This is a genomic window from Pilosibacter fragilis, from assembly GCF_032490495.1.
GTDB lineage: Bacteria > Bacillota > Clostridia > Lachnospirales > Lachnospiraceae > Pilosibacter > Pilosibacter fragilis.
This window is the reverse complement of record NZ_JAVYJB010000003.1, coordinates 325,453-350,262: the sequence shown is the minus strand read 5'-3', so window position 1 is coordinate 350,262 and position 24,810 is coordinate 325,453. Positions and strand designations below refer to the sequence as shown.

25 protein-coding genes, 2 tRNA genes and 2 pseudogenes are annotated in these 24,810 nt (G+C 45.6%); 6 read left to right on the top strand and 23 right to left on the bottom strand.

Annotated elements, in window-relative coordinates:
- Position 1: 1 nt before the first annotated feature.
- A pseudogene (locus ABCW45_RS04125) lies at positions 2-409 on the top strand (manganese catalase family protein); the annotation flags it as partial.
- 84 nt (positions 410-493) lie between these two features.
- Here ABCW45_RS04125 and ABCW45_RS04120 read toward each other — a convergent pair.
- The 4 genes from ABCW45_RS04120 to ABCW45_RS04105 all read right to left on the bottom strand — a co-directional run bounded on the left by ABCW45_RS04120 (position 494) and on the right by ABCW45_RS04105 (position 3,447).
- A complete protein-coding gene (locus ABCW45_RS04120; RefSeq protein WP_303231158.1) occupies positions 494-2,065 on the bottom strand; it encodes a recombinase family protein in 1,572 nt (523 codons plus the stop codon).
- 78 nt (positions 2,066-2,143) lie between these two features.
- Entirely contained in the window at positions 2,144-2,287 is a 144-nt protein-coding gene (locus tag ABCW45_RS04115; RefSeq protein WP_005427045.1) for a hypothetical protein, read from the bottom strand.
- A 501-nt stretch (positions 2,288-2,788) separates the two neighbouring features.
- Positions 2,789-3,028: a helix-turn-helix domain-containing protein gene (locus tag ABCW45_RS04110; RefSeq protein ID WP_074133949.1), complete on the bottom strand. Its 240-nt coding sequence runs from the start codon at positions 3,026-3,028 to the stop codon at positions 2,789-2,791.
- The gene (locus ABCW45_RS04105; protein ID WP_425518584.1) at positions 3,025-3,447 is read right to left on the bottom strand and encodes an RNA polymerase sigma factor; all 423 of its coding nucleotides are present in this window, start codon (positions 3,445-3,447) and stop codon (positions 3,025-3,027) included. The genes ABCW45_RS04110 and ABCW45_RS04105 overlap by 4 nt, the downstream gene beginning before the upstream one ends.
- 594 nt (positions 3,448-4,041) lie before the next feature.
- Here ABCW45_RS04105 and ABCW45_RS04100 point away from each other — a divergent pair.
- On the top strand, positions 4,042-4,398 hold the full coding sequence (locus tag ABCW45_RS04100) for a helix-turn-helix domain-containing protein (protein WP_343095309.1): 357 nt from the start codon (positions 4,042-4,044) through the stop codon (positions 4,396-4,398).
- A 32-nt stretch (positions 4,399-4,430) separates the two neighbouring features.
- On the opposite strand, the gene ABCW45_RS04095 is transcribed toward ABCW45_RS04100, so the two are convergent.
- Positions 4,431-5,126, bottom strand: coding sequence for an Ntn hydrolase family protein (locus ABCW45_RS04095; protein ID WP_009009559.1), 696 nt, complete (start codon positions 5,124-5,126; stop codon positions 4,431-4,433).
- 179 nt (positions 5,127-5,305) lie between these two features.
- Between ABCW45_RS04095 and ABCW45_RS04090 the strand changes: the two genes are divergently transcribed.
- Entirely contained in the window at positions 5,306-5,866 is a 561-nt protein-coding gene (locus ABCW45_RS04090; RefSeq protein WP_020994406.1) for a TetR/AcrR family transcriptional regulator, read from the top strand.
- Positions 5,867-5,941: 75 nt separating this feature from the next.
- On the opposite strand, the gene ABCW45_RS04085 is transcribed toward ABCW45_RS04090, so the two are convergent.
- The 12 genes from ABCW45_RS04085 to ABCW45_RS04030 all read right to left on the bottom strand — a co-directional run bounded on the left by ABCW45_RS04085 (position 5,942) and on the right by ABCW45_RS04030 (position 18,048).
- Positions 5,942-6,850 (bottom strand): conjugal transfer protein, encoded by a 909-nt coding sequence (locus ABCW45_RS04085; protein ID WP_343220337.1) that lies wholly within the window; start codon positions 6,848-6,850, stop codon positions 5,942-5,944.
- 16 nt (positions 6,851-6,866) lie between these two features.
- Positions 6,867-7,871 (bottom strand): bifunctional lytic transglycosylase/C40 family peptidase, encoded by a 1,005-nt coding sequence (locus ABCW45_RS04080; protein WP_343220336.1) that lies wholly within the window; start codon positions 7,869-7,871, stop codon positions 6,867-6,869.
- Positions 7,868-10,123 (bottom strand): CD3337/EF1877 family mobilome membrane protein, encoded by a 2,256-nt coding sequence (locus tag ABCW45_RS04075; protein WP_343220335.1) that lies wholly within the window; start codon positions 10,121-10,123, stop codon positions 7,868-7,870. The genes ABCW45_RS04080 and ABCW45_RS04075 overlap by 4 nt, the downstream gene beginning before the upstream one ends.
- A gap of 74 nt (positions 10,124-10,197) precedes the next feature.
- Entirely contained in the window at positions 10,198-12,648 is a 2,451-nt protein-coding gene (gene tcpF, locus ABCW45_RS04070; protein WP_343220334.1) for a conjugal transfer ATPase TcpF, read from the bottom strand.
- On the bottom strand, positions 12,632-13,024 hold the full coding sequence (locus ABCW45_RS04065; protein WP_005427021.1) for a conjugal transfer protein: 393 nt from the start codon (positions 13,022-13,024) through the stop codon (positions 12,632-12,634). The genes tcpF and ABCW45_RS04065 overlap by 17 nt, the downstream gene beginning before the upstream one ends.
- Positions 13,025-13,116: 92 nt before the next feature.
- Positions 13,117-13,605, bottom strand: a complete 489-nt coding sequence (locus ABCW45_RS04060; RefSeq protein ID WP_181984805.1) for an antirestriction protein ArdA — start codon at positions 13,603-13,605, stop codon at positions 13,117-13,119.
- 25 nt (positions 13,606-13,630) lie between these two features.
- Complete coding sequence (locus tag ABCW45_RS04055) at positions 13,631-14,143, bottom strand: antirestriction protein ArdA (RefSeq protein ID WP_343220333.1); 513 nt, start codon at positions 14,141-14,143, stop codon at positions 13,631-13,633.
- 110 nt (positions 14,144-14,253) lie between these two features.
- A complete protein-coding gene (locus ABCW45_RS04050; protein ID WP_002570387.1) occupies positions 14,254-14,475 on the bottom strand; it encodes a hypothetical protein in 222 nt (73 codons plus the stop codon).
- Between the two features lie 51 nt (positions 14,476-14,526).
- Entirely contained in the window at positions 14,527-15,708 is a 1,182-nt protein-coding gene (gene mobT / locus ABCW45_RS04045) for a MobT family relaxase (RefSeq protein ID WP_425518588.1), read from the bottom strand.
- Positions 15,709-15,901: 193 nt separating this feature from the next.
- On the bottom strand, positions 15,902-17,299 hold the full coding sequence (locus tag ABCW45_RS04040) for an FtsK/SpoIIIE domain-containing protein (protein ID WP_343220332.1): 1,398 nt from the start codon (positions 17,297-17,299) through the stop codon (positions 15,902-15,904).
- A 35-nt stretch (positions 17,300-17,334) separates the two neighbouring features.
- Positions 17,335-17,712, bottom strand: coding sequence for a YdcP family protein (locus ABCW45_RS04035; RefSeq protein WP_343220331.1), 378 nt, complete (start codon positions 17,710-17,712; stop codon positions 17,335-17,337).
- A gap of 21 nt (positions 17,713-17,733) precedes the next feature.
- Positions 17,734-18,048, bottom strand: coding sequence for a YdcP family protein (locus tag ABCW45_RS04030; RefSeq protein WP_343220330.1), 315 nt, complete (start codon positions 18,046-18,048; stop codon positions 17,734-17,736).
- Positions 18,049-18,277: 229 nt separating this feature from the next.
- On the opposite strand from ABCW45_RS04030, the pseudogene ABCW45_RS04025 reads away from it, so the two are divergent.
- Positions 18,278-18,505 (top strand): annotated as a pseudogene (locus ABCW45_RS04025) (manganese catalase family protein); the annotation flags it as partial.
- An 84-nt stretch (positions 18,506-18,589) separates the two neighbouring features.
- Here ABCW45_RS04025 and ABCW45_RS04020 read toward each other — a convergent pair.
- The 5 genes from ABCW45_RS04020 to ABCW45_RS04000 form a co-directional block, all read right to left on the bottom strand.
- Positions 18,590-18,760, bottom strand: coding sequence for a DUF1540 domain-containing protein (locus tag ABCW45_RS04020; protein WP_021903995.1), 171 nt, complete (start codon positions 18,758-18,760; stop codon positions 18,590-18,592).
- 123 nt (positions 18,761-18,883) lie between these two features.
- Complete coding sequence (locus tag ABCW45_RS04015; RefSeq protein ID WP_015553710.1) at positions 18,884-19,300, bottom strand: CBS domain-containing protein; 417 nt, start codon at positions 19,298-19,300, stop codon at positions 18,884-18,886.
- Between the two features lie 11 nt (positions 19,301-19,311).
- Positions 19,312-19,908, bottom strand: a complete 597-nt coding sequence (locus ABCW45_RS04010) for a lactate utilization protein (protein ID WP_117484350.1) — start codon at positions 19,906-19,908, stop codon at positions 19,312-19,314.
- A gap of 650 nt (positions 19,909-20,558) precedes the next feature.
- Positions 20,559-20,630, bottom strand: a tRNA-Glu gene (locus tag ABCW45_RS04005).
- A gap of 4 nt (positions 20,631-20,634) precedes the next feature.
- Positions 20,635-20,708 (bottom strand) — tRNA-Pro (locus tag ABCW45_RS04000).
- A gap of 957 nt (positions 20,709-21,665) precedes the next feature.
- Here ABCW45_RS04000 and gpmI point away from each other — a divergent pair.
- The gene (gene gpmI / locus ABCW45_RS03995) at positions 21,666-23,210 is read left to right on the top strand and encodes a 2,3-bisphosphoglycerate-independent phosphoglycerate mutase (RefSeq protein WP_343220329.1); all 1,545 of its coding nucleotides are present in this window, start codon (positions 21,666-21,668) and stop codon (positions 23,208-23,210) included.
- Between the two features lie 226 nt (positions 23,211-23,436).
- The gene (locus ABCW45_RS03990) at positions 23,437-23,694 is read left to right on the top strand and encodes a TM1266 family iron-only hydrogenase system putative regulator (RefSeq protein ID WP_117470367.1); all 258 of its coding nucleotides are present in this window, start codon (positions 23,437-23,439) and stop codon (positions 23,692-23,694) included.
- A gap of 202 nt (positions 23,695-23,896) precedes the next feature.
- On the opposite strand, the gene ABCW45_RS03985 is transcribed toward ABCW45_RS03990, so the two are convergent.
- A complete protein-coding gene (locus ABCW45_RS03985; protein WP_343220328.1) occupies positions 23,897-24,655 on the bottom strand; it encodes a LytR/AlgR family response regulator transcription factor in 759 nt (252 codons plus the stop codon).
- Between the last annotated feature and the right edge of the window lie 155 nt (positions 24,656-24,810).

Here is a 24,810-nt window from a genome sequence, read left to right as displayed (position 1 = left end):
GATGTGGGTCTACGAAAAAAGATTGCAGTTTCCGGTAAATATAAAGGAACCGAATGCGAAGATGGCGCAGTTTATTATGAGTCAGTATGGTGGACCCGACGGCGAGATGGGTGCATCCATGCGTTATCTCTCCCAGCGCTACTCAATGCCGTATGGGGAGCAGAAAGCGGTTCTGACGGATATCGGAACGGAGGAGCTCGCCCATCTGGAGATCGTTGCGGCGATCGTTCACCAGCTCACGAGAAACTTAACAGCGGAGGAGCTGGAAGCGCAGGGATTCGGCCCGTACTATATCGACCATACCACGGGGATCTGGCCTCAGGCGGCTGGCGGTGTGCCCTTTAACGCCTGCGAGTTCCAGTCGAAGGGCGATCCTGTGACGGATCTCTTCGAGGATCTTGCTGCGGATGGTACGACTGCGTAAGTGCAACATAGAAGTGTTAAGTAGAAGTTCTATATAATCTGGTGTGCCGGACACCAGATTTTACAGAACTTAGAAATTCCAATGTATTTCAATCGGGACATTTCTTGTCCCTGGAATCCGTTTTCCTACTAATATATAATCAATTAGTGTTTCAACGGTTTCTCTGTCTAAATGTTCAAGATTTGTGTATTGCTCAATAAGCTGGCGGCGATTATCGCCTGTCTGGATTTTTCTCTCAATTACATCAAGCTGTTTTTGCGTTTCAATCACCAGCTTTTCAAGCCGTTCTCTGTCATTTGTGAAGTCTTTTGACAAATTCAGGAAATCATTTTCGGAAAGAATCCCTTTTACTTTATCAAGATAAAGTTCTCTGATTACCTTTGCGTCTTCTTCAATCTTTTTTTGATAAGTAGCAAGTTGTGTTTCTAAAGCAGTTTTTTTCTCCTTTACGTTGGAGTGAAATTCCACGTTCTGTTCCAATTCATCTTTATCAAGATATTCTTGTGATAATTTGTTCAGTTCAGAAATAACTGCCTGCTCCAACTTCTTCACAGAAATAAATGAGCCTATGCAAGCGTCCTTTGCAACATGGCGATTTGAACATTGTAAATAATGTCTTCCATCTGTCTGCTTATTAGAACGCATGGTATAGCCACAGTTCATACAGCGAGCTTTTCTGGCAAACAGCCCTATAGTTCCTACTGTAAATGGTTTTGCTTTTTCAGCTACCATAGATTGTACTCTATCCCAAAGTTCACGGTCAATAATCGGTTCGTGTGTTCCCTCTACTCTGTACCATTCCTCTTTAGGTCTGGGCTTATTTTGTTTTGTCTTATACGATACGCTGCCGTATTTTCCCTGAACCATATTTCCGATATAGATTTCATTTATTAGCATATCGGCAATAGCAGAATATTTCCATAAGGTACTATTTTTTCTGGTAGGCTGCTTATAGCGTAAACCATGAAGCCGTTTATATTCCGTAGGGTTTGGAATCCCACGGTCATTCAGCATACGGGCAATCGCTGTTTTGCCATATCCCTGTGAAAATAAAGTAAAAACTTCTCTGACAACAGCAGCAGCTTCTTCGTCAATAATCAGGTGTCCCTTTTGTTCGGGGTCTTTTTTATAACCATAAAGAGCAAATGCACCAATATGAAATCCATTCTTCCGGCGGTCAGTCAATACGCTGCGGATGTTTTCTGACATATCCTCTAAATACCACTCATTAACCAGACCATTGATTTGTCTTGATTTTTTGTTTCCTTTATTAGCGGTATCTGCATTATCTACAATACTGATAAAACGAATCCCCCAAATAGGAAACAATCCATGTATGTATTTTTCCACCAATTCTAACTCTCTGGTAAATCTGGATTGTGTTTTACAGAGGATAATATCAAATTTTCGGTGTTCAGCGTCATTTAACAGTTTGTTAAATTCTGGTCTTCGTCTATCTGAACCAGTATAATCGTCATCACTGTATATATTGTAGACTTCCCAACCTTGTTCCAATACATATTGAATCAGCATGGATTTTTGATTTTGAATACTGTTACTATCATCAGTTTCATGTTGTTTGTTTCTATCTTCTTCTGATAAGCGGCAATAAATAGCAACTTTTGACTTTGTGTTCATCATATTTTATCTCCCTTAAAGAGAAGATAAAACAAACATTCCACCTACACTTATTATACCGTGTTGAGAAATGTTTGTCTATCATTTTACAGGTAATACCTGCCCTTTGGATTTTTCTAATTGATTGATGAGTTCTATCCATTTCTGATTGAACTCTTTTTTTAATGCCGACTTATCTTCACACTTAAATACATTTTTGCAGGAAATTTCTGCTTCTTTTGGCATAATTCCACCTCACAGTCTTTACTATGTTTACAGACTATGCAAAAATGCTTGTTCATTATGAAAAAATCATCCTTAGCAAACCGAACAGCTTTCGCTAAAGCTCATGGGAATCTCACCCCTGCATGGTTCTCATCCAGCCGTACCCTTTGCCAGCGGTGCTACATCATCACACGGACTAAGGCTGTACGGAAGTATCATTATCACAATAGAAAGGTCATGGCGGCAGCTTTTGCGGCAAGCTGCTTATGGAACGCTGGCAGGAATCGCTATCCGGTTTCATCCCTCCTTTGGTGGGTCACGGCGTGCCAGCCCAACGGCTCTCTTTCTATCGAAACGTATTCGGCTGCTTTATGCTGCGTTGATTAGACGCTTTCTTTTTCAAGGAACAATCTGGCTTTGTCAGCCTGTTAAAATGCACTGGTGATAATGCACTTTAATAGACTGGCAAACTCTATCTGGGAAGCATGGGCTTGTCCATGCTTCCACAGGAGAGCGTTATTTTTACTTTGGTTCCCTGATTTCAAAAGATAAAATCTTTGCAATCAGACGTGTTTCCATCCGGCGGCGTAGGGTTTCATCTACAACCATGTGGGTATTGCCATATTCGTCTTTCATGGGACGCATGGAACGGCTGGCAATAAAACCGCTATAATGGCGTACAATCTGGTTGATTGCTTCAATATCACCGTCCGCAGCCCTTACAATCACAGGAAACGGAATCATAGGGTGCTTTGCTGTCATGCTTCTTCCTCCATAAATTTTTTGATAAATTCCAGTCCGGCGTGTCTTCTTCTCTGGATGGTAGAACGGTTGACTTCCAGAATTTTTGAAATTTCCGTATCGTCAAATCCAAGAAAATAATATCTCAGGATAACGTCACGTTTCTTTCCATCCAGATTTTCTAATGCTTCTGCTAATAGGCTGTTTTCAATGCGGATAGTAAATCCATCCATTTCAAAAGTATGGAAGTGGGATGGATAGGTGTCTTCGGAAGAAAACAGATTGACGGTGTAATCGTCCATATCACAGAACAGGGTTTCCCGTTTACACTGTCTGGACAACGCTTTGAGATGGTCTTTGCGTTCATCCTCCATGGCGACTTTACAGATATAATCAAACTGGTTCTCTATGGTTGTCTGAAATTCAGATGGCTTCATCATTGCTCACCCCCTTTCCAGCCTTGAAAGGGAGCGAATTGATAGGAATTTCTGCTTCTTTCCCCCTTTTCGCTCTTAGTCCCGACAGGACAGGGGGTGCAGTTGCGTTTTGAGAAGAAAAATTTAAAAACTTTTTCTTCCAACTAAAAAAGCACGCAAACAGACGATATTTCTGCTTGTGTGCTTCGATAGTTCTTTCTATGTATTCTGAAAAACCACATTGAGGGTCAGACTTTTCTAGTGTAGGTGGATGGCTTTTTTTAACGGTTTACCGAATGTAGATATATTTAAGAAAATATTTTGCATAGCGGCTTCCTCCTGTAAGCCGCTGTCTGTATAAAGTAGTAGACTTTAAAAATCATCTATATTTCAGGCAAAAAAAGACGGCGGCTTTTGTTAAACCGTCGTCTGGAAATGATGATGTAATTTTTGACGCAGGGAAAGTATGCTGCCAAATAACGGTTTTTTTTATTTCCGTTTCGACAGCATAGTTTTATCTTTGGTACGCATAATAGGAACTGTACAACTATACGATACGTTTTTCTATACCTGTCACTATTACAACAGGAACAGTAAAATGTACAGAGGTGGTGTATTATGCGTAAAAAAGAAGATAAATATGATTTCAGGGCGTTTGGGCTTGCCATAAAAGAAGCCCGTAAAAAACAGGGCTTGACCCGTGAACAGGTGGGAGCAATGATTGAAATTGACCCACGCTATTTAACCAATATTGAGAATAAAGGGCAGCACCCAAGTTTACAGGTGCTTTACGACCTTGTATCTCTGCTGAATGTATCAGTGGATGAGTTTTTCTTGCCTGCCAGCAGTCAGGTGAAAAGCACCAAACGTAGGCAGTTAGAAAACAAAATAGACAATTTCACAGACGCTGACCTTGTTATTATGGAAAGCGTTGCAGATGGTATTGTCAAATCTAAGGAAGTGGGGGAAATGTAAATCCTCCACTTTTGTTTATAATTGCAGTGATATTAGAATTGATACTCTGCAATATTTTTGAAATCATTGTTCAACACATAATATACCTTATTTTTAGCAACGGAATATATAAAAGAAACTCTGGTTGCCCAAAGTCCTTCCTGACGTACTGACCTAAGTACATCAAAGGCGTTGGAAATAGAGAAGTTTTCTCCATATCCTTGCAGTAAATCCTTTGCCTTTTCATATCTGTTATCCCCAGATAAAACATATGGATTAGTCAATTCTGGTTTTAAAATGGAGTAATTTGTTATTAAGGAATATTTTTCTTTTTCCAAGCGATACCCAATCCCCGGTTCAATAATGAGAACACGCCCATTTCTATCCGAAAACATAGCCTGCATAGTAGTGTCAGGTGCATAAGTAATTTTCTTTTTTTTCACTATTTCCAATGAATCGTCAAAAGAGAGATTGCCTTTTATAAAGTTTTCTGTCAAATCAGCTATTGTATAGCATGATTCATTACCGCAAAATTGTGCATTGTCATTTCCATGTACATACAACAATGTGCCAACATTCCCATTTCTATTGATTCCGTGAAAAGAGTGGTACTTATTATCGGACATTTTTATCCCTATAAAAAAACGGTCTTTTTCGGCAATTACAGTATGTTCCCATTCAGAAAGGTCAATATCAAAATTGAACCCAACAATGGTTTCTTTTCCATTATACACAAATCTTGTACACATATTTGTATTTCCTTTCGTAAACTAATTTGAATAGCATAAAAACTAATTACATTAGTAATTTTAAATATTATAAGACTGTTTGTCAATACAAGAGTTCATTTTTTCTAACCAAATTATTGACTTCATTAATTTGATTACTTAAAATGAAGTAAATGATGTGTAGAAAGAGGAAAATGAATATGCGAGTTACAAAAGCCGAAGTTATAAAAACTGCTTCTGATATGGCTGATAGAAATGGACTTCATAATGTTTCTTTGAAAGCTATTGCTGAAAATTTAGGGATTCGTACCCCCTCCTTATATAATCATATAGGAAGTTTGGATGAACTTCTTAGGGAGATAGCACATAGTGGTATGCGTACTATGAATGAAAAAATGATTCGTGCAGCAATCGGTAAGACAGGGGATTCAGCATTAAAATTAGTGGCAGTTGAATATCTTAATTATATGATTGAACATCCCGGTGTTTATGAAATAATTCAATGGGCTAGTTGGAATGGAACAGAGGAAACAGCAATCATTTTTAATGATTATCTATCTTTACTTAAAACACTTATTTGCTCATGTGGCTTTAATCCAGATAAGACCACTGAAATTTTGAACATGGTAACAGGTATGCTTCATGGTTATACAACTTTACAATTAAGATATGCTTTTTCTAATCCTGATAAAGTAAGAAAAGAATTATCCGAAGCAATTGACACACTACTATTGGGAGCTAATCAAAAATATAAAGACTAATGATAAATTTTAAAAAGAAATACTTTATAAGAGAAACGTGCAAATCTCAAATGAGAAATGCACGTTTTTCTATAACTATTTCATAATCTTCCAGTTTTCCCCGTTCTTTTCCAGCACAAGGTCAAACTGCGATACCTGTGTTGTCATGGTCTGGTTATCCAGATATTTCACTGCAAGGGAAGCTGTCACCTGATTTCCGCTTCGATTGTAAACTGGATTCACCAGTTCCGAGAAAATGTATTCTTTCCCCACAGGTTTCAGTACGCCCTCATTCACATAATAGGTCAGCTCCTTTGCGGTTGCCGTAGGGTACAGCTTGAAAAAAGTGGTGAGAAATTCGTTGATTTCTTCCGTAGTAATGGAATCCACCGTACCGTCACTTTGTACCGCTTTTGGAGTGTAGCCGGATTTTATGGGAACGCTGGTGATGGTAGGATTTTGAACAATCGTCAGGTTTCCAGAGCCGTCCACATAGACCGTCACCTGATAGGCGGAACGGACAGTTTTACTGGATTCTCCCTCTGTGATACGCTGTTCCACCGTATAGGTCACTTGATAATGCTGCTCCTTTTCTTCTGTGATTTCCCATATCTGAAAATCAGTCAGGGCAGACGATACGGGGATGTCCTTTCGGACAGTATCTACATTCAGGGCTTGCAGTTCTCCGGTGAGATACCCTTTTAAAGCATTTGTCCGGTTATCAATGGAAGCGGCGGACTGTTCCCATGAATAGTAGACTTCTGCGAAATTCTTCACAAAATTCTCTATCTTGTGGGTGTCGAGGATTTGTTCCTCAATTACTTTGGTTTCATGGATAGTATGAATGTCTATCGCCGTGAAATTTTTATAGACGGCAAACAGGAAACTCACTGCCAGCAGCACCCACAGGGCAATCACGGTTTTTTTGCGGGTATTGACTTTGTAGACTTTCAGTTTCTTTTCTTTCTGCTTTTTCTGGTTTTCCTCTTTTCTAATCTGAATCATATCGGTTCATCCTTTCTTATTTTTTGATTCGTCCGGCTCCGGCAAGGTGCTGTTGCCAGTAGGAGCCTGTCAGGTCTGCGTAACCAATGGGATTTCCGGCATGGTACATCTGGTTATTTCCCACATATAGCCCCACATGGGTGATGTAGGTTCCGGCATTGTAGGTGGAGTGGAAAAAGACCAAATCCCCTGCTTTTGCTTCGGACAGGGGGATGTGCTGCGTCACATTGTACTGTTCCTGTGCTGTCCGTGGCAGGGCGATTCCTGCCTTGCTATAGCACCACTGCACCAGTCCCGAACAGTCAAAGGAAGTGGAGGGAGAATCGCCCCCGTACACATACGTCCAGCCCTCATACTTTAAGGCTTCCTCCATGATAGCCTGCACTGTTTCATCATCAAACTGTGCCACGGTCAGGTATTGCGATACCAAGAGGACATAGAACATATTCCCATAGGAATACCGCCAGCCCCCGTTTTTCTCTACCGCAACAGGGTTGGTGTAGGTGACTTTCTTTCCGCCGGATTTGTCCCTTGCGAAGCTCTCTGCCAGTTCAAAAGTGTACTTTTTCCCACGTCCTGCCACATAGTCTAGGAAACCGCCGCCGTAGTTATAGGACTGAATCACGCTGTTTAAGTCACAGCCCTTTGTTTCTGCCGTTGTGAGCAGTTCCGAGAAATACTTGCAGCCCTGTTTGATGGATTCCTCTGTGCTAAGGGAGTTCGGGGGAAGCCCCAGAGATTCCGAGGACTGCATAACGTCTTCCAGTGTGCCGCCGGATTCCACCTGAATGATGGCGAGCAGTACATTTAAGTATTCCTCTATGCCATATTCCCTTGCATACTTTTCCAGCATAGGCTTATGGGCGAGGACTTCCTGTGATACGCTCACGCCCCCATAGATAAGGTTTCCGCCGCTTCCTCCGTCTTCCTCATCCGAGAAGACAATCACCACCAAAAGGAGCAGGGAGAATATCATCACGAACACGCCGGAACAGGCAAAGAAAAGGTGTCTTAACTTCATGGTTTCTCCCCTGTCTTTTGTTTGGCAGCCGCTGTTATCGTTTTTGTCCACTCCTTTCTGGCGGTGGTACGCCGGATGGTAAAGTTCGATTCTTTTACCGCAGGGGCAGCCCGTTTTCTTTCCGGTATCACAGGAGCCGTATTTGTCTTTTGTCTTTCCTCTGGTTTGTCTGGGGAAGCCGGAGGGACTATCTGGCGTTCTGTCCTTACAGGCGGTGTCTGTTCATGGTGGATGGAAGCTGCTTTTACCACCGGAACCGAAGCCCGTTCCGCCACAGTTCCCCCATAAGGAACCTGTCCCCGTTCCCTGATGGATGGGGAAGCTGGCTGCATGGCTGGTTTTCCTGCATGAGTGGTATCTGCATGATGTCGAAAATCTTCTGGTTGCTTTGTAGTAATAGGGCGTTCATGGACAGGAGCCGCCCCTTTGGGTATTTCGGAAGCTGTCTTTTGCGGCTGTTTTACCTGTTCCAGTTCCGCCCTGCGTTCTGCAATGGTCTGTCTGCGGCTTTCTGCCTGTGCGTTCCGCTGTTCGGCTCTGGCAGTTCGGGTCTGGGTCACGCTGGAAGTAAAGTCCCGTACTCCCTCTGATACCTGTGTTTTCCCGTGGTAAAGGGCATACTTTGCATTGACGGGCAAATCCTTTGCCTGCTCCCGAAGCTGTCCGGCAGTATCGGCTATCTTATCTTTGGTATCTGCCACCGCACCTACCGCAGAGCCAGCCCGTTTCCATGCGGATTCCTTTTCCGGTGCTGCCTGCCCGTCTGGTCTGCTGTGGTCTGCCTGTGTCCGTTTGGAAGAACCGGATGTTGAAACAGTTCTCTGGTCTGAGCCAGCCTGCTTCCCTGCGTGGTATGCAGCCGTACCAGCCCCAAGAGCTGCCACAGAACGTCCCAACTTATGCTGTAAACGGTGCATATGGGCGTGCATGAGCATACGGGGTCTTCGCATGATACGGCTTCCCATGCTTTGGGAATCCCCACTCTGTAAGGAGAACATCCCCATCAAATCCCCCAGCTTGAAATAAATTCCGGCAAAGGTCACTATCTGCAAGAACGCCGTCAGGAAGAACGGATATTCCCCAGACAGGTTGTAGAGCATGGTGGAAATACTGAACGCTACCGTGATAATCAGGGTGATTCCGGCTCTGGTAAGGATGGTATTGAACAGTTTCGTAATGGCACGTTTGGACATCCCCTCAAAAGAGGGAACCATGCTGAGGAGAAAGCTCACAGGCAGGAACATGGCGTAAATGATAAAAAGCACCTGTGAAAAAATCATTATTCCCGTGAGCAGGAATACAAAAACGGAGATACCGATATTGAACATGAACAGGAAGAAGACGGTTCCCAAGCGGTTAATGGTCTTTGTGATGGTAAGGTTGGTATTTTCTTTGTCTTCGATTTCCTCCACCACGATTTCTTCCCTGTCCTGCCCGTTGTTTTCGTCTGGGCTGGTTGAGAGCAGGCGTTCCACACGGTCAGCCCCAAGGCTCTCCACATCCGAGTTGCCGTATTGCAGCAGGAGCCACGGCTGCTTGACCTGTATGGAAAACAGGCTGTCCCGTATCAAATCCACGCTGTCTTTTCCTTGACTTTCCGAGTTCGGCAGCACAATCTTTGTGCCAAGGGTCAGGCTGGCATTGCTGATGTCTGCGGAAAATTCATTGATTTTCCCGATATAATCAGGAGCATAAGCGATAAAGGCAGCGGACAGCACGAACACCACCACGAAATTCACAACGGCATGGATGGCTTTTGTGGTTTCCCGTTTGATAAGCCCTGTGTAGGCAACGTAAAGCCCCACCACCAGAATGAGAATCAGAAGGAACCCGATATAAAATCCCTCCGAGGACAAGCCGCCTGTGGTAACGCCTGCAAGGGTCTGCATATTTTTCCCAATGGAATCCGCCGTAGAGGAAATGAAGTCCAGCGAGTAGGATTCCTGAATCAGATACCCCGTGGCGTTGGAAAGGTACAGGCTGATTGTCCAGATAAAATTTGTGATGGCATACAGTCCGTACATCACCTGTTTTCCGATACCGTCCAGCCAGTTCCACGGGAGCCAGTCCCATCCGCTGTCCACATAAAAATCAAGCTGGTAGTTGTCCAGAGGGTATTTGCTGTATTCGTTGGCAGCGTCCACCGTATCATCCACCAGTCCGGCAGCGTGGGCGGCTGTGCCGAAGACTGCAAGCAACAGGAGGATGAGCAGGAGTGCCAGAAGCACCCTGCCAATCACTTTTCCTGCCATTTTCCAAGACAACCCCTTTTTGACTGAATAGGGAACAGGGAGTTGCTGCCCGTTGGAAGTTCTATGTATCACCATCATTCCACCTCTTTTCTCACGGGTGGTCTGGTATCAAAGGCATGGAACAGGTCTTCAAAGATAGGATGGAACTGTATCACGCCCACACGCCCGTACAAATCACTGATAAGGCACTGTCCGTTTTCCAAGTCACGGAGCCGCTTCTGGTTGTTTTCATCTTCGGAATCCACCCCGAAAAAGGCGAGGGTCTTCTTGATTTCGTTGATGTCTGTGGAACGGAACGCAAATTTCAAGCCCAGATTGTTTTTCAGCTTTTCATCCAGCAAATCGTCCGTGTTCTGGGTGACAAAGTAAACGCCTGCGTTCATGGCACGTCCGGCACGAACCAGCTTCATAGAGAGAGTCTTGCCCTGTGCCACCTGTAAGAAGCTCCATGCTTCATCCAAATCCACAATCTTAAACACGCTGCGGTCTGTATGGATGAAGTCGAGGGCAAAGGTACTGATTACAATGAGCATTGCTACGGAAAGCAATTCCATTGTGGTGTATTCTTCAAACGAGGTTTCCTTATCCGGCAGCACCAAATCCGCTACCTGAATGATGTTGAGCTGCTTTTCAAGGCTGATGGACTGTGTGACATCCCCATCCGAAAAGAGCAGGTGTGCAAAGTCATAGTCCGTAAAGGATTCGATATGGTCGGCTATGCTGGTGCTGATGGCGGTTCCCTCCGCCCGTAGTTCCTCAATCACTTTGAAAAGCCCCCGTTCTTCACTGTTTGTCACCGCACGGATGGCTTTCCGAAGAACAGGGAACTTTTCCCCGTCACGGCTGGAAATGCCCGTTAAAAAAGTCAGGATGTCGATTGCCAGTGATTCGGAATCCTTTGGGTTCTCCATAATCACATACGGGTCGAGTAAGCCCCTGTTCTGTTCCTCCGAGGTCAGGTTTACGATATTGATTTCATGGGCGATTTCCGGCAGGGTTTCTTTCCAGCGTCCCCGTTCTGCTTTCGGGTCAACAATGAGTGCCTGTGCCCCAAATAAAACGGAATAATAAACAATCATGTTGTTGCTGAATGATTTTCCGCCGCCGAGGGAGCCGACAAAAGCGGCAGCAAGGGCGTTGGTGACGGAGCCTTTTACTCCTTGACTGGCAAGGGCAGGCTTTAAGTACACGTTTCTTCCCGTATCAAGGCTGTACCCGATATAAATACCCTCCGGTTCCCCCAACATCTGGGTTGCCCCGAAGCCAAGACCAGCGAGGAAGTCACTGGTGACATACTGGATGTAATCGTTCAGATACCGTTTGCTGGCAGGGAGAAATTCCCCATGCAGCCCCAGCATATCCCCAAAGGGGCGAACCAGCTTCACGTTCAAATCATCATAGAAATCTTTCACCTCATTGCAGCAGCGTTTCAGTTCCTCTAAGTCGGGAGCCGTCACACGCACCACATAGGACAGCTTATACATGGATTCCTTGCTCTGGTCTAAGGTGGATTCCAGCTCATTCACGCTGTCTAAAGCGTCCACCACGTTTGTACTGGTTTCACTGTCATTCTGCCATGCGTGGTTGTCCAAATCTTTCAGCTCTTTTTTCTTGTTCCGCACCGTGGAGAGGGCTTTCCGGTTTGTCACAATCTCCACATTCATAGAGGTATCAATGGGAAAGGTAAATTGCTGCTGCTGATAGTAAAAGATTTCAGAGGATGGAAAGTCCAGTTCCCCCACAATGCTGTTGATGGTGAAGTAGGCGGCATAGACCGTCCCGTCTTCCTGTTCGATTTTCAGATACCGCTGGTTTTCCTCTATCAGACAACGGGTGGGTTTGATAAGGTCATAGTATTTCACCAGCGTTTCCTCCTGAAACCGTTTTTTCGGAAGATAATACTCATAATCTTCGTAGGCGGTTCCGGTCTGCCCGTATAAATGCTCAATCAGATAGCCAAAATCGTCCTTGTTAAGCCGCCGGACTTTGAAGCGGCGTGAGATTTTATTCTCTAACAGTTTTTCCATCTTCTGAAACCGCCAGATTTCTTCATTGCTCATGGAAACAAAATCTCCCATGAGTTTGTGGTTGACTTCATGGAGAAAATCGGAAACGGCGGTCTTTGCTTCCCTGCGAAACTGCTTCATGGTGACTTCCTGCTCATTGACAAGCAGCTTGAAGCCGATAAAAAAGCGGTAGTCCACCTGATTTTCCCCTATCATGGAAATCAGGGCTTCGGTCTGTGCGTCAATCTTTGCACAGGCAATATCTTTTAACTTGCCTGTTACTTCCTGTTTGGAGCGTTCCTGTGCTGCCCGTATGCTGGATTCGGTGCTGATTTGCAGGGCGTGAATCTTCCCGTCCCTGTTCTGGGCGATAAGCTGCCGGAACGAATCGTGTACCTGATATTTCTGTTCAGGGCTTAAAAAGGAATAGTTGTAGGGAAGCAGCTCATAGTAAGCGAAGCACTCCCCGTCATGGTTGAACACAAGGTTATTTTCGATATATTTAATCGGATATGCCATAAATATCACTCCTTACTGCCGTGATGGGCTGTGCCGGATATTCCTTTTCCAGCTTCACGGGCTTTCCTGCATAGGTCAGTTTCGGGCGTACCAGATATGCCAGTACGGATTTCAGGAAGCCGTAAGGCTTCTTCCCGTCAAAGGTCTTCTGGCACATGAACCAAGTGAGGGCAAAAGGTACGCCGAAATATTTCAAAAATGCCCCGTCAATGAACGAAAGGGGAGGGAGGTTCCCCAAGAGCATAACTGCAAACACCGATACCACGAACCACGCCATCTGTGTGAACGTGATGGGGAATGGCAGCTTAAAATCATTGATGGAATAGAGTACCTTTTCCACCGACCAGATACTGGTATAGCTTCGTATTTTCTTCATGTTGTCCGTCCTTTCTAAAAGATGGGGACAGCAAAAGAGCCGCCCCTGAATAAAAAATCCGCCTGCATTTCCTGAAAGAGATACAGACGGGTCTACCGTAAGATTTCATATACGCCGTGGTTCGTGACAACAAAGGTTCCCTCCAATTCCATGTCACGCCCATAGGCAGCATAGTCGATATAGTTTTGTAAGTGTGCCGGAAGTTCCCCAAGCTGTCCGCTTTCTTCCAGATAGTAACGAGCCACATCCGCCATATCGTCACAGCCGGAATGGCAGATAATATCGTCTTCATGCTCACAGAGTTCTTCGATACTGCCAAAATAGGATTGCAGCTCTGATAGTTCCTCCTGAATGTACTCCGGTAAGTCCTCCACCATTTCACACAGGCGGTTGACTTCCTCAATGGGGGTATATTCGTCAATCGCAAAGGGCAGCTCATAATCATGGATGGCATATTCCTCATATTCATCATTCAAACCGATACGTTCCTTGACTTCCTCAAAGTCCACAGGCGGCGTGAACCATGCCCCGACCAGTTCGCCCTCATTGTATTTGCCTAAGTTGGCAATGTAAATCCGCATTTCTTCCAAGTTCCTCCACCTCCTTTTATCGGTAAGAAAAGATACCATTGTCTGTAAACAGGTAGTTTTCGCTGGCTTCCAGTTCCCGACCAATGGCAGCGTAGTCGATATGGTTCAACAGGTCTGGATGTACTTCTCCAAATAGCTGTACCTCCTGTACCAGATAACGGGCGAGGGATTCCCCGTCCTGCACCGGATAGCAGCGTATTTGGTCTTTGTGGTCGATAAATTCCGTAAAGCTGGAAAACCACCGCTTTTGTACCACATCCATTTCATAATAGAGGGGCGTTCCCTGCATTTCCTGTACCATCCGGCAAAGGGCGTTGATTTCCCAGAGCCTTGTGTTGCCCTCCAATGGAAACGGCAGCTCATAGTCTTCAATTTCGATTTCTTCCTCACTCTGAACCCCAAGACGTTCCCTGATTTCTTCAAAATCCACGGGGCAGGAAAACCATGCCCCCGGATATTCCTCAAAATCCTCATGGTAAAACCGTGTGGTGTTCAGGATGTAGATTTTCATTTCCTCAATCTGTATCACGTCCTTTCTCTGTCAGGTTTTTGGGGAGTTACGCTCCCCAAGCCCCTAGTGGACTTCCGCCATGAAGCAATCAGAGCTTGCTCCATAACGGAAGTGTAAAATGGGTTTTTCTATGCACCGATAATCTTATTGAACAGTTCCAGTAAGATGTCCTTTACACCGTCCGCATTGAAGACCAGCCCAACCGCTACAAGGGAAACTACCAGAAAACCGATAAGTTTGGAAAATTCCCTCTTAAATCCGAGGTACAGTCCAATTACCACGATTGCCAGCAGCACAAGGGACTGGGCGTTGGATAAAAACCAGTTGTAAAGATTCTGTCCGAAATTCATAAAAGCTCCTTTCTTTCCTGTAAGAGTTCTTAGGTTCCAAAATTGCCGCCGTTAAAGCACCACCTCCTTTGCAGCGGCGGCTTGCTGCTTCAGGATTTTTTCGTGCTTCTCCGTCAGCTTTGCATGGGTGATGATGTCATGGACAATCTGGGTGTGGTTCATCTTATCCAGACGGAGAGCCAGCTTTAATGTGGGGGCTACCTGATGGGAGAGCCAGTGCAGAGTACGTTCAAAGGAATAGGGTTCCGGTTTGGTTGTCAGCTTCATGCTGCCCCTGTGTTCCCCAATGAACCACGCCCATTCCTCACTGATACGCCAGTCAGAACGGGGTTTCGTATCGTCCCTGTCCACGAACCGGACATAGCGGTTGATGATTTGAAAGGCTGTCCGTTCTGGATTGTCATGTTCTAACAGGTCACGGATGGCGTAAAAGGCACGCTCATTTTTCAGCCGGATTTCAAAGCGGTTCTTTACCTCTGCGTCTTCAATGGGAATATCGTGCTTTTTGTACTGCTCATAGTCCTTTTCGTAAATGCAGAAATATACCTCACTTTGGAGGGAGCCGATATACAGGGTATTCCCCATACATTCTTTTTCCTCACGCCGTACCAGTTCACCGCTGCGGTAGCTTTTGAAGCTGCGGAAGACCGAGATACATTCCTCATTCCGGCACTTCTCTGTCAGATGGGGAATGTTCAGGATTCCCGTTTTATCATTGATGGCAAGGTCAAGCCGCTTCATCAAGCCGTCTTCCATGAGAACATCCATGAAAAATTCATACCAGCTCCGTTCCTGTGCCAGCAGATAGCTTTCAAACTGGCGGCAGCCACGCCCTTTCAGTTCCAGCAGTACCCCTTTTTCCAGTTCCGGCGATACCAGAACGAAAATATCCCCCAGATAGTAATGCTCTGTGTAAGAATAGAAGCCGTAGTCTTCATGGATAAAGTAGGGGAGCTTTAGCCGAAGCACGTCTTCCACGATATGCTTCACATCCGTAGTGGGAAAACGAATCCGAACATAATCAAAGAGCATTTCAAGAGGAGCGTCTGGATTGAAGCGTTCCAGAGCTTCCGTGATGGCTTCCTGTAATGCTTCGGATGGGTGAGCCTTGCCCGTTTCAATATCGCTCAGGTACGGACGGGTGATTCCGGCAGCTAGGGCAAGTTTTTGTTGTGAGATACCGTAAACTTCCCGTTTTTCTTTGATGTCCCGTACCCATGTTTCTTCATTCAGTGAAAATCCCTCCTGTCTAAAAAAGCGTATGTCAACTTTCAGAGCCTTGTTGACACACGCCGGATATGGGAAAATCCCTTGTGTACCGTGGGATTCTGCCCTGTTGTTTGGTTGTTGCCTGTCGATTTGTACCCCTCTGTTAGATACGAGGGGTTTATGCTGGCGTGCCTTACGGCACACCAGCCACAGCAGGTCAGTCCGTTTCTGCGGCTTTCGCTTCGCACGCCGCCTGCACTCCCTGCCTGCTGTCTGTCAGTTTTTTTATTTCTTTGAGGAAATCGTGTCCTTTTGGTACAAGGGGCGTGTAAAACTCCGAGATAACGCTGGTTCCCACATCCACATAGCCACGCCCTTTTATCTGCTTTAGGAAGAAATCCTTTGTGGTTTCCCCGAACATCATCCCATAGCCCATTTCCGACATCCGCCCCAGAGCCACACGGAAATTGAACTGGTCACGAATTCCATCTCCCAGATACTTTGCGTCCGGACGCTGGCAGGCGAGAATCAGGAAGAAGCCTGCCTGCCGCCCAAGCATAACGATTTGTTTTAACTTGTTGAGGACGGCGGCATTTTCCTTTGTGCCGAGCATTTCCATAAATGCCACATATTCATCAAAGATAAGGAAATGTGCCGGAAGTCCCAAGTAAGCGTAGTTTTCCCCTGTCCGGTAATTCTCCATGAGCTTCATGTCTTCGCTGCGTTTCATCATTTCCTCATAGAAACGGTCAATACAGGCGAGCATATCTTCCTTTTTGTAGTACACATCCGGCATAACCGCCTGTAAATCTGCAAGGTCGGCGTTTTTGGGGTCTAATACGAACAGGACGGCGTTGGTGCGGAGCAGGGCTTCAATGAGGGTCAGGATAAAGTAGGTCTTTCCGCCGCCGGTTCCTCCGGCAATGAGCATATGGGGGAGCTTGTCATACTCCCACCAGACATTTTTCATAAGCCGGAGCCTGCCGTCCTTTGCCTGTACGTCCTCAATGGAAATACGGTTGGCAATGGTATCATAGAGCAGGGTGTATTCCACATAGGAATCTTTTAATTCCTTATCCGTCAGCTCACAGTACAAGCCGCTTTCCAGCTTTTTCTCCAAGTTTAAAAGCTGCTCCTGATATTTCCCCAAGGTGATTTCCACACGGATATGGAGCAAGCCCTGTTTCATCCGGTAGTAGATTTTTGGAAAGTAAGTGATGGCTTCTTTGGAACGGCTGGAAGACAAGTCCTTGAAAAAAGTGCCTTCCTTTCTCTGTTCCGATTCATACCACTTGTTTTCCAACACCATCCTTGCCAGCTTTTGGCGATGGATGAGCTGTTTTACTTCGTCCCTGCGGTATCGCCAGAACAGAAGAACGGCTGCAAGACACACCAGCCCTGCCACGCCCATACTGAATAATAGGTAAGGGAGATTTACATCCTGTATTATCTGGGAAAGGGACACTTCCTGCCAGTTGGTTCCGGCAATCTGCCGGATATGAAACAGCAGGACAACCAGCAGGAAGACAGGGAACAGGGCGGCAAGGGCAGTATGGAACACAAGGTCTTTATCCGTGGGGCGGATACGTTTTCCACGGGGGAAAAGCTGCTTCATGGGAATAATCCTCCTTTCGTTTTTTTATGTTCCTGTTATTTTACAGGGGGAGCGTCTTTCTTCGGTGGCTGCGGATTCATGGCAGCCCCTTTTTTCAGGACAATATCCTCTGCCTTGATGTACCAGTCCACCTCTGCTCCCTGAAAGGTAGCCGTTGCCACGGTATCTGCCACTGGATGGATAAGTTCCACCTCTGCGTTGTAATCGAACTCCTTTAACGGCACGCTGGCAGGGATGGAAACCTGAATCATACGCCCCTGTCCTCTGGATTTTAAGTCATAGGTACGCTCCTTGATTTCTTCTGATACCGAGCCGTCTTCATTCTGGAGGTGAACCTCACGGCGGAGGGCAGAAAATTTCAATGCACCGAATGTTGCTTCCTTGTCAATCACGATTCCGTTTGCTAATCTCATAGTCTGATGTCCTCCTTTTCCTTACGCTTTTACCATATCGTCAGCGTGCAAAATGTAGTTGGTAAAGCCCCTTGTGCCGATTTTATAGCCCTCTGCGGTGATACGGGGATTGACGAGCTTCACACGTTCCTCAAAGTCAAAATGTTTTTCTCCGGCTTCGGCAGGGAGGATAACCACAATATCATCCGCCCTCTGTACGTCTGAATACAGATTGAAGCTGCGGGAGAATACCGCCATGCGTCCGTTGATTCTTCTCTGTTCTGTTTTGTCTTCTCCGGCAAACTCCAAGTTGCCGAATGTCTTTTCCATGTTGGGGATAACAAATTTTAATTCCATATAGATGTACCTGTCCTTTCTGAATGTTGTGTTTGATGGTAGGTTTCGGGTTCCGGTCTGAAAGCCGGAGGGGAACGCTCCGGCGGTGGTGATTTCTTCGTGGTATCACGTCCTTTCTGATTTTAGGGTAAAAAAATAGACGCTCATTTCTGAACGTCTGAATTGATACACTGGAAAGGCGGAATATCTGCTTTACCCTCTATATTTTTGTATATGTTGTACTTACAAGGTCGCCCCAGAACAGAAAGCCCGGAGCACCTACGACAACATTCTTCGTGTCGTGACAGATCCCGATGTCTGCGAACCGATCCGTTTCTTAAGGAAGCGTGAGATCGTCCACTTCCAGCGTTTCGGAGAAGCTCTTCGCGGTCTTCAGGAGAAGCTGGACTCCAGAAACTTCTACGCCTTCAACCCGAGCTTCGATCCGCAGCCGGCTGCGGTGGGAAATTCACGGTAGAAGAATAGAAAAAGAGATCCCGTTCCTTTTCCATAAAATTTATGGGAGGAAGGGATCTCTTTTCTCGTCAAACATCAGACCGGACTACATCTTGCACTGGAAGGAATCACAGTCGGTACATTCCTTTTTTGTAGGATTGAGTTCATGCGTTCCTACATGGATACGGTCTAAGGTGCAGTAATCCACATTTTCCGCATGATGCACGCAGTTATGGATCGAGCACTGGATGCTGTCGTTCTTTTCCTGATTCATCATTTCTCACCACCTTTTTCTGGGATGGTATCAGTATAACCGGACGGCAGAAAATGATGCTGGAAGAAAATGACAGGAACTTATGCGACGGTCTGAAAAAAGCCATTTCACCCGGAATCCAATAACTTAAGCATTTCCTGTTTTCTTATAGGAACCGGAAAAATATTTCATGATATCACGTCTCGTGATAATTCCGATAAAGGATTTATTGTCATCGAGTACCGGGACGAAGTTCTGCTGCATCGCCTTATCCAGCAGATCTTCCATCTTTGCTCCGGCGTTTACCGGGCTGTTGTCCTGACGGCGCTTTACCTCCATGACGGAGATCAGCTCCATATCCTTTAAACTCTGGTTCAGATGGCTCTTCATGTACCAGAGCAGATCACCTTCTGTCAGCGTTCCCGCATACCGTCCCTGCTTTGTGAGAATCGGCAGGGCGGAATAGCCGTGCGCCTCCATCAGGTCGATCGCTTCTCTGAGGTTCGCGTCGGAATAAATAAATGCCACATCATTCTTTGGTGTTAGAAAAAACAGAATATTCATGTGTCTCTCCTTTAATATCCAAGATCTTCATTGATAAATACCATTTCAACTTCCATTCCGGTACAGGGGCGTTCTAAGATCAGGATCGCGTTACAGATCCGCTCCGGACTGTTGCAGTCATAGCACTTTTTGCCATCGGACACGACGCATGGAGTCTTCTTATTAAAACGCGCCGCGTTCTTTGGACAGGCGATATTTCTCGCGCGGTCCATTGCGGAGGACAGATCCGGCGCGATCTTATTTTTTCCGATCACATAGTATACTCGTTTCGGTCCAAATAAGCTCTCGGAAAGACGGTTTCCGCTTCCGTCAATGTTGATGATCTGACCGGTCTCTGCAGCGGCATTTGCGCTCAGTATGTATACGGTAGATTCTTTTTTTGCCCGGATCCTTGCATCCGGTCCCTGTTCCCAGTGCCAGATCACTTCGTTGTTTTTTTTGAGGATCTCAAAGAGATCCATCTCTTTTGCGGTCATACAGCCACCGAAGCCAACGGTCTCACCTTTGATCTGCTCAGCAAGATAAGCTGCAGCTTCCTCCTTTGTCTCAAAATATGATGTATGGAAACGATGGTTTTCGAAGTTCTTTTTTAATACAGGGTAATCCATAAGTTCGCGATGTTCCTCCTTCTGGTACAGACGGCAGCAGCCGCCGGGTCAGTGACGCAAAAACCGGTCCCAAAGCAGCAGCGGATCAGCTTTTTCTTGCGTAAATAGAGTCATGATACTTTACCATGACTCATTCATAGATATTATAGCATAAATTGTAACAAAAAGAGGAAAGAAAACATGAATTATTTGTGAAAAAAATTGAAATAAGTCATAGCGTATGGAAATAGGTTTCGGTCTGGAGTTCTTTGGATGGGTGATTTTGATATCATATTGACATTTAAAAAAAAATAGAATATGATGTAGGCAGCTAAGAAATGTGGTGAACTTTTCTCATGCGACGCAAAAACCCCAGAGGCTGCCACCTCTGGGGTTTTCTTGTTCGTTACGGTGAACCACTCCGCATAGGCTGTTGCTGCCTATTTATCTCTGTCCAGCCATTTGCATATGTAGCAGCTAACTACACCTGCTATAACAGAGACAAGAAATGTGGTGAACAATTCTGTCATGGACGCACACCTCCTTTCTGCTGGAGGTTCGGCAGCGTTTACAGCATATCACATTTTATATTGATATTCTACAATTTTCTATTAATGAAAACTATGATAGATATAAAAAAAGAAGCTGTATGGAAGTTCCATACAGCTTCATGACCTGTCCGGGAATCGAACCCGGGTTTACGCCGTGAGAGGGCGTCGTCTTGACCGCTTGACCAACAGGCCAGAATCGAGGCGACAAGATTCGAACTTGCGACCTCTGCGTCCCGAACGCAGCGCTCTACCAAACTGAGCCACGCCTCGATGTCTTTAAGGCTTTGCGTTTTGTGCTGTTCACCAGCGACTCGTATATAATAGCATGACCTTGAAAAAAATGCAAGCGTTTTTTTGGGAAATTTCAATTTTTTGAAAAAAAGTTATTTCGGAGAATCTTCCGGGTTCGGGGAATCCCCACAAAGCCTTATTTTATAAGGAAAAACAGCGATTGAAGAGCATTGGCATCGCGTCTTACAATCGGGAAGAAAAATACCCGGAAAGTTCACAGAAACCGAAAAAATGAAAAGAAACATGAAAATTTAATTCAAAGATCGATAAGAACACTATGATCCTGACGGCAGATCCTAAATGCAAGCATTTGCAAGCAATATGAAGATGCAAAAATCATATTTCAGTACAGTCTGTTATACAGAACTGTAGTTCAAGCGATTGATGGAACGAATAAAAAGGCTGCCGCATTTCTACTCCTGCGGCAGCCTCAAAAAGAGGAGATTTATATTGTAAATGTTTTTGAAACAAAAGGGAGGGACCGACAGAACGCTCTGCCGGTCAAGTATGAAAAAGTATATTTTGTTCCAGGCTTGCTGTCCTGTTACGCTTTACAGGATACTGGAAAAATGTGTCGAAATATTGTGTTTGATGTGAAAAAATTGTGAAATCGCTGTAGGATAGAATGCTCACCTGGAAGGAAGCTCCTTTTTTCGGGTATGAGTTTTCTGGAGTGGAAATTCCGGAGAGAACGAAGGCGGGGAGGATCGTGTAGATCAAGACTGATAAATTTATAACAATTTCTCCCTCCAAAACAGTTGCAGGAACGATATAATTGGTATAAAATATAGGTGTTTCTGCGATGATAGTACCAATATCAAAGCGTTAGACGGAAAGCTCCGTTCCGACCGCAGAAAATGATTGCATTTATAAAGAACGCAGGAAGCTTCCGTTTGGAGCTGGCTCCTGCAGTCACGCAATAAAGGAGAAAAAATCATGAGCAAAAAGCCAGTAGTGTTAATGATCCTCGATGGTTACGGACTGAATAAAACACATGAAGGAAATGCGGTATATGAGGCGAAGAAGCCGGTGATGGACCGCTTAATGAAGGAGTGCCCGTTTGTGGAAGGTCAGGCCAGCGGACTTGCTGTCGGACTTCCGGACGGACAGATGGGAAACTCTGAGGTCGGACACCTGAACATGGGCGCAGGCCGCATTGTTTATCAGGAACTGACAAGAATCACAAAGTCTATCCAGGACGGCGATTTCTTCAAGAACGAAGAGTTCCTTGCAGCTGTTGAGAACTGCAAGAAGAATAACTCCGCGCTTCACCTGTTCGGACTCTTATCCGACGGCGGCGTACACAGCCATATCACCCATGTTTACGGACTCTTAGAGCTCGCAAAGAGAAACGGTCTCGACAAGGTATTCGTTCACTGCTTCTTAGACGGCCGTGACACTCCGCCGGCATCCGGAAAGGATTTCGTCGCAGCGTTAGAGGAGAAGATGAAAGAGCTCGGTGTCGGCAAGGTGGCATCTGTTATGGGACGTTACTATGCGATGGACCGTGATAACCGCTGGGACCGTGTGGAGCTTGCGTATAAGGCACTGACAGCAGGCGAGGGCAATAAGGGAACATCCGCGACGGAACTGATTCAGGCGTCCTACGATGACGGAAAGACGGATGAGTTCGTTGTTCCGGCTGTCGTGACAGGAGAAGATGGAAATGCGATCGGAACCATTAAGGACAACGATTCCGTGGTCTTCTTCAACTTCCGTCCGGACCGCGCAAGAGAGATGACCCGCGCATTCTGTGATGACGAGTTTACAGGATTTGCGAGAGCGAAGAGGATCAAGACCACCTATGTATGCTTTGTTGATTACGATGAGACGATCCCGAACAAACTTGTCGCATTCAAGAAAGAGACGATCAAGAATACTCTCGGTGAGTTCCTTGCTGCCCACGGGAAGACTCAGGCGAGAATTGCCGAGACAGAGAAATATGCCCACGTTACCTTCTTCTTCAACGGCGGCGTTGAGGAGCCGAATCCGGGTGAGGACCGTATCCTTGTGAAGTCCCCGAAGGTCGCAACATATGACCTTCAGCCGGAGATGAGCGCACCGGCCGTTTGTGAGAAACTGACAGACGCGATCCGCTCCGGAAAATATGATGTTATCATCGTAAACTTTGCAAATCCGGATATGGTAGGCCACACAGGCGTTGAGAACGCGGCGGTCAAGGCCATCGAGGCTGTCGACGAGTGCGTTGGAAAAGCAGTTGAGGCAATCAAAGAGGTTGATGGCGTGATGTTCATCTGTGCTGACCACGGAAACGCAGAGCAGCTGATCGACTACAAGACAGGAGAGCCGTGGACCGCTCACACAACAAACCCGGTTCCGTTCATTCTTGTAAACGCGGGCGAGGGCTACGGCCTCAGAGAGGGCGGCTGCCTCGCGGATATCGCTCCGACCCTGATCGAGCTTATGGGAATGGAACAGCCGAAGGAGATGACTGGTAAGTCACTTTTAATAAGAAAGTAAGAGAACTTTACCGCGATAAGATCATGTAAAAATAAAAACAGTTCCGGCGATATGGACAGAAGAGTCTGTATGCCGGAACTGTTTTTATGTAACAGAAAATTCCTACCCGTGTGCAGTAACGCCAAAGATGTGTTATAAGAACAATTTCACAGTGTATACTTGACATAGAGAATTCTCTGACATTAAGATAAAAGAAATATTTTCGGCAGGACAAAAGGAGAAGGTTATGGAACAGGAAACAAGAATCGCAGTAGTGGGAATCATTGTAGAAAATAAAGAGGCTGTGGGGGAGGTCAACCAGATCCTTCACGATTACAGCCCCTATATTATCGGAAGAATGGGACTTCCATATGAAAAGAAACATGTGAACATCATCAGCGTTATCGTAGACGCTCCGGCCGACCGGATCAGCGCGCTTTCCGGGAAGCTTGGAAAGATCAGGGGGATCAGTGCGAAAGTGATGTATTCGAAGAATGGGCAGTAGGTGGAGAATCGCATGCTCCAAAGCTTCCCTGCATGGCATTATTCCCGTATGATATCAAGCAGGGTATCATCTCTGGTTTCGAACCATTTCATAAAGGCATACCATTTTTTGCCATAAGACGTATGCTTCCGAACAAAAAATGCATAGACGATCATGATCACCGCTATCTCGATTAATAGTGGTATGTAGAAATAAGCCCGCCTTACTCATCGGTTATCATTCCCTTCCGCATACAGGTAAACAGGTATTCCATAAATGCTTCCTTTGTCTCTTTTTTCTTTCGACGGCTGCAGAAAAGGCAGGAACCATTTTTCAGACGGACAGAACCATCCTCCTCCACAGAGATCACCTGTGAAAAATTGAGGAGGAGACTGCGGCCGCTCATATAAAAACGTCCGCCTTTCGGCAGCAGCTCCATTAGATCCGAAAAGGAGAGACGTGTGGCAACATCCCCCTTTAACGTGTGGATGATCAGGCGGTGATTCTGCGTTTCCGCGTATAAAAAATCATCCAGAAGAATCCGCTGGCAGGATGACTGCCCCTGTCCAAGGACAGCCTGAATCTCAATGTAAGCCGGTTCGGAAAGAAAGGTGCGGATCTCATTGAGGCACCAGTCCAGAGCGTCTGCATCCACCGGCTTTAAGAGATAGTCAAGCGGATGTACCCGGTATCCCTCAAGGGAATAATCCCGCTCATTGCTCACAAAGATAAGAGGGATCCGTGCGGCAACAGTTCGAAGCTTTTCGGCTGTTTCAATCCCGTTCAGACCGTTTTTTGCAAGCATAATATCCATAAATACAGCGTTGAAAAGACCGGGGCGGAAAGCCTTTAAAAAGGCTTCACCGCTCTCATAGCAGGTAAAATCAGCCATTTCTCCATGTTTCTCGAAATCCTTCTGTATTAAATCGATCAGATGCTCCTGATCGAAAACGAAATCTTCCACAATAGCAATATGCATCATCACTGCAGCACTCCCTTCACCACGATGCTTCTGAACCAATTAGGTCGAGGTTTGACCATTTGCGTCGAGGTGGTTTTCAGAAAAACACGTAATTGATATACTATTAGTATAGAAGATTATGCGAAAAATGTAAATATTGCGGGAATCTGATGTTT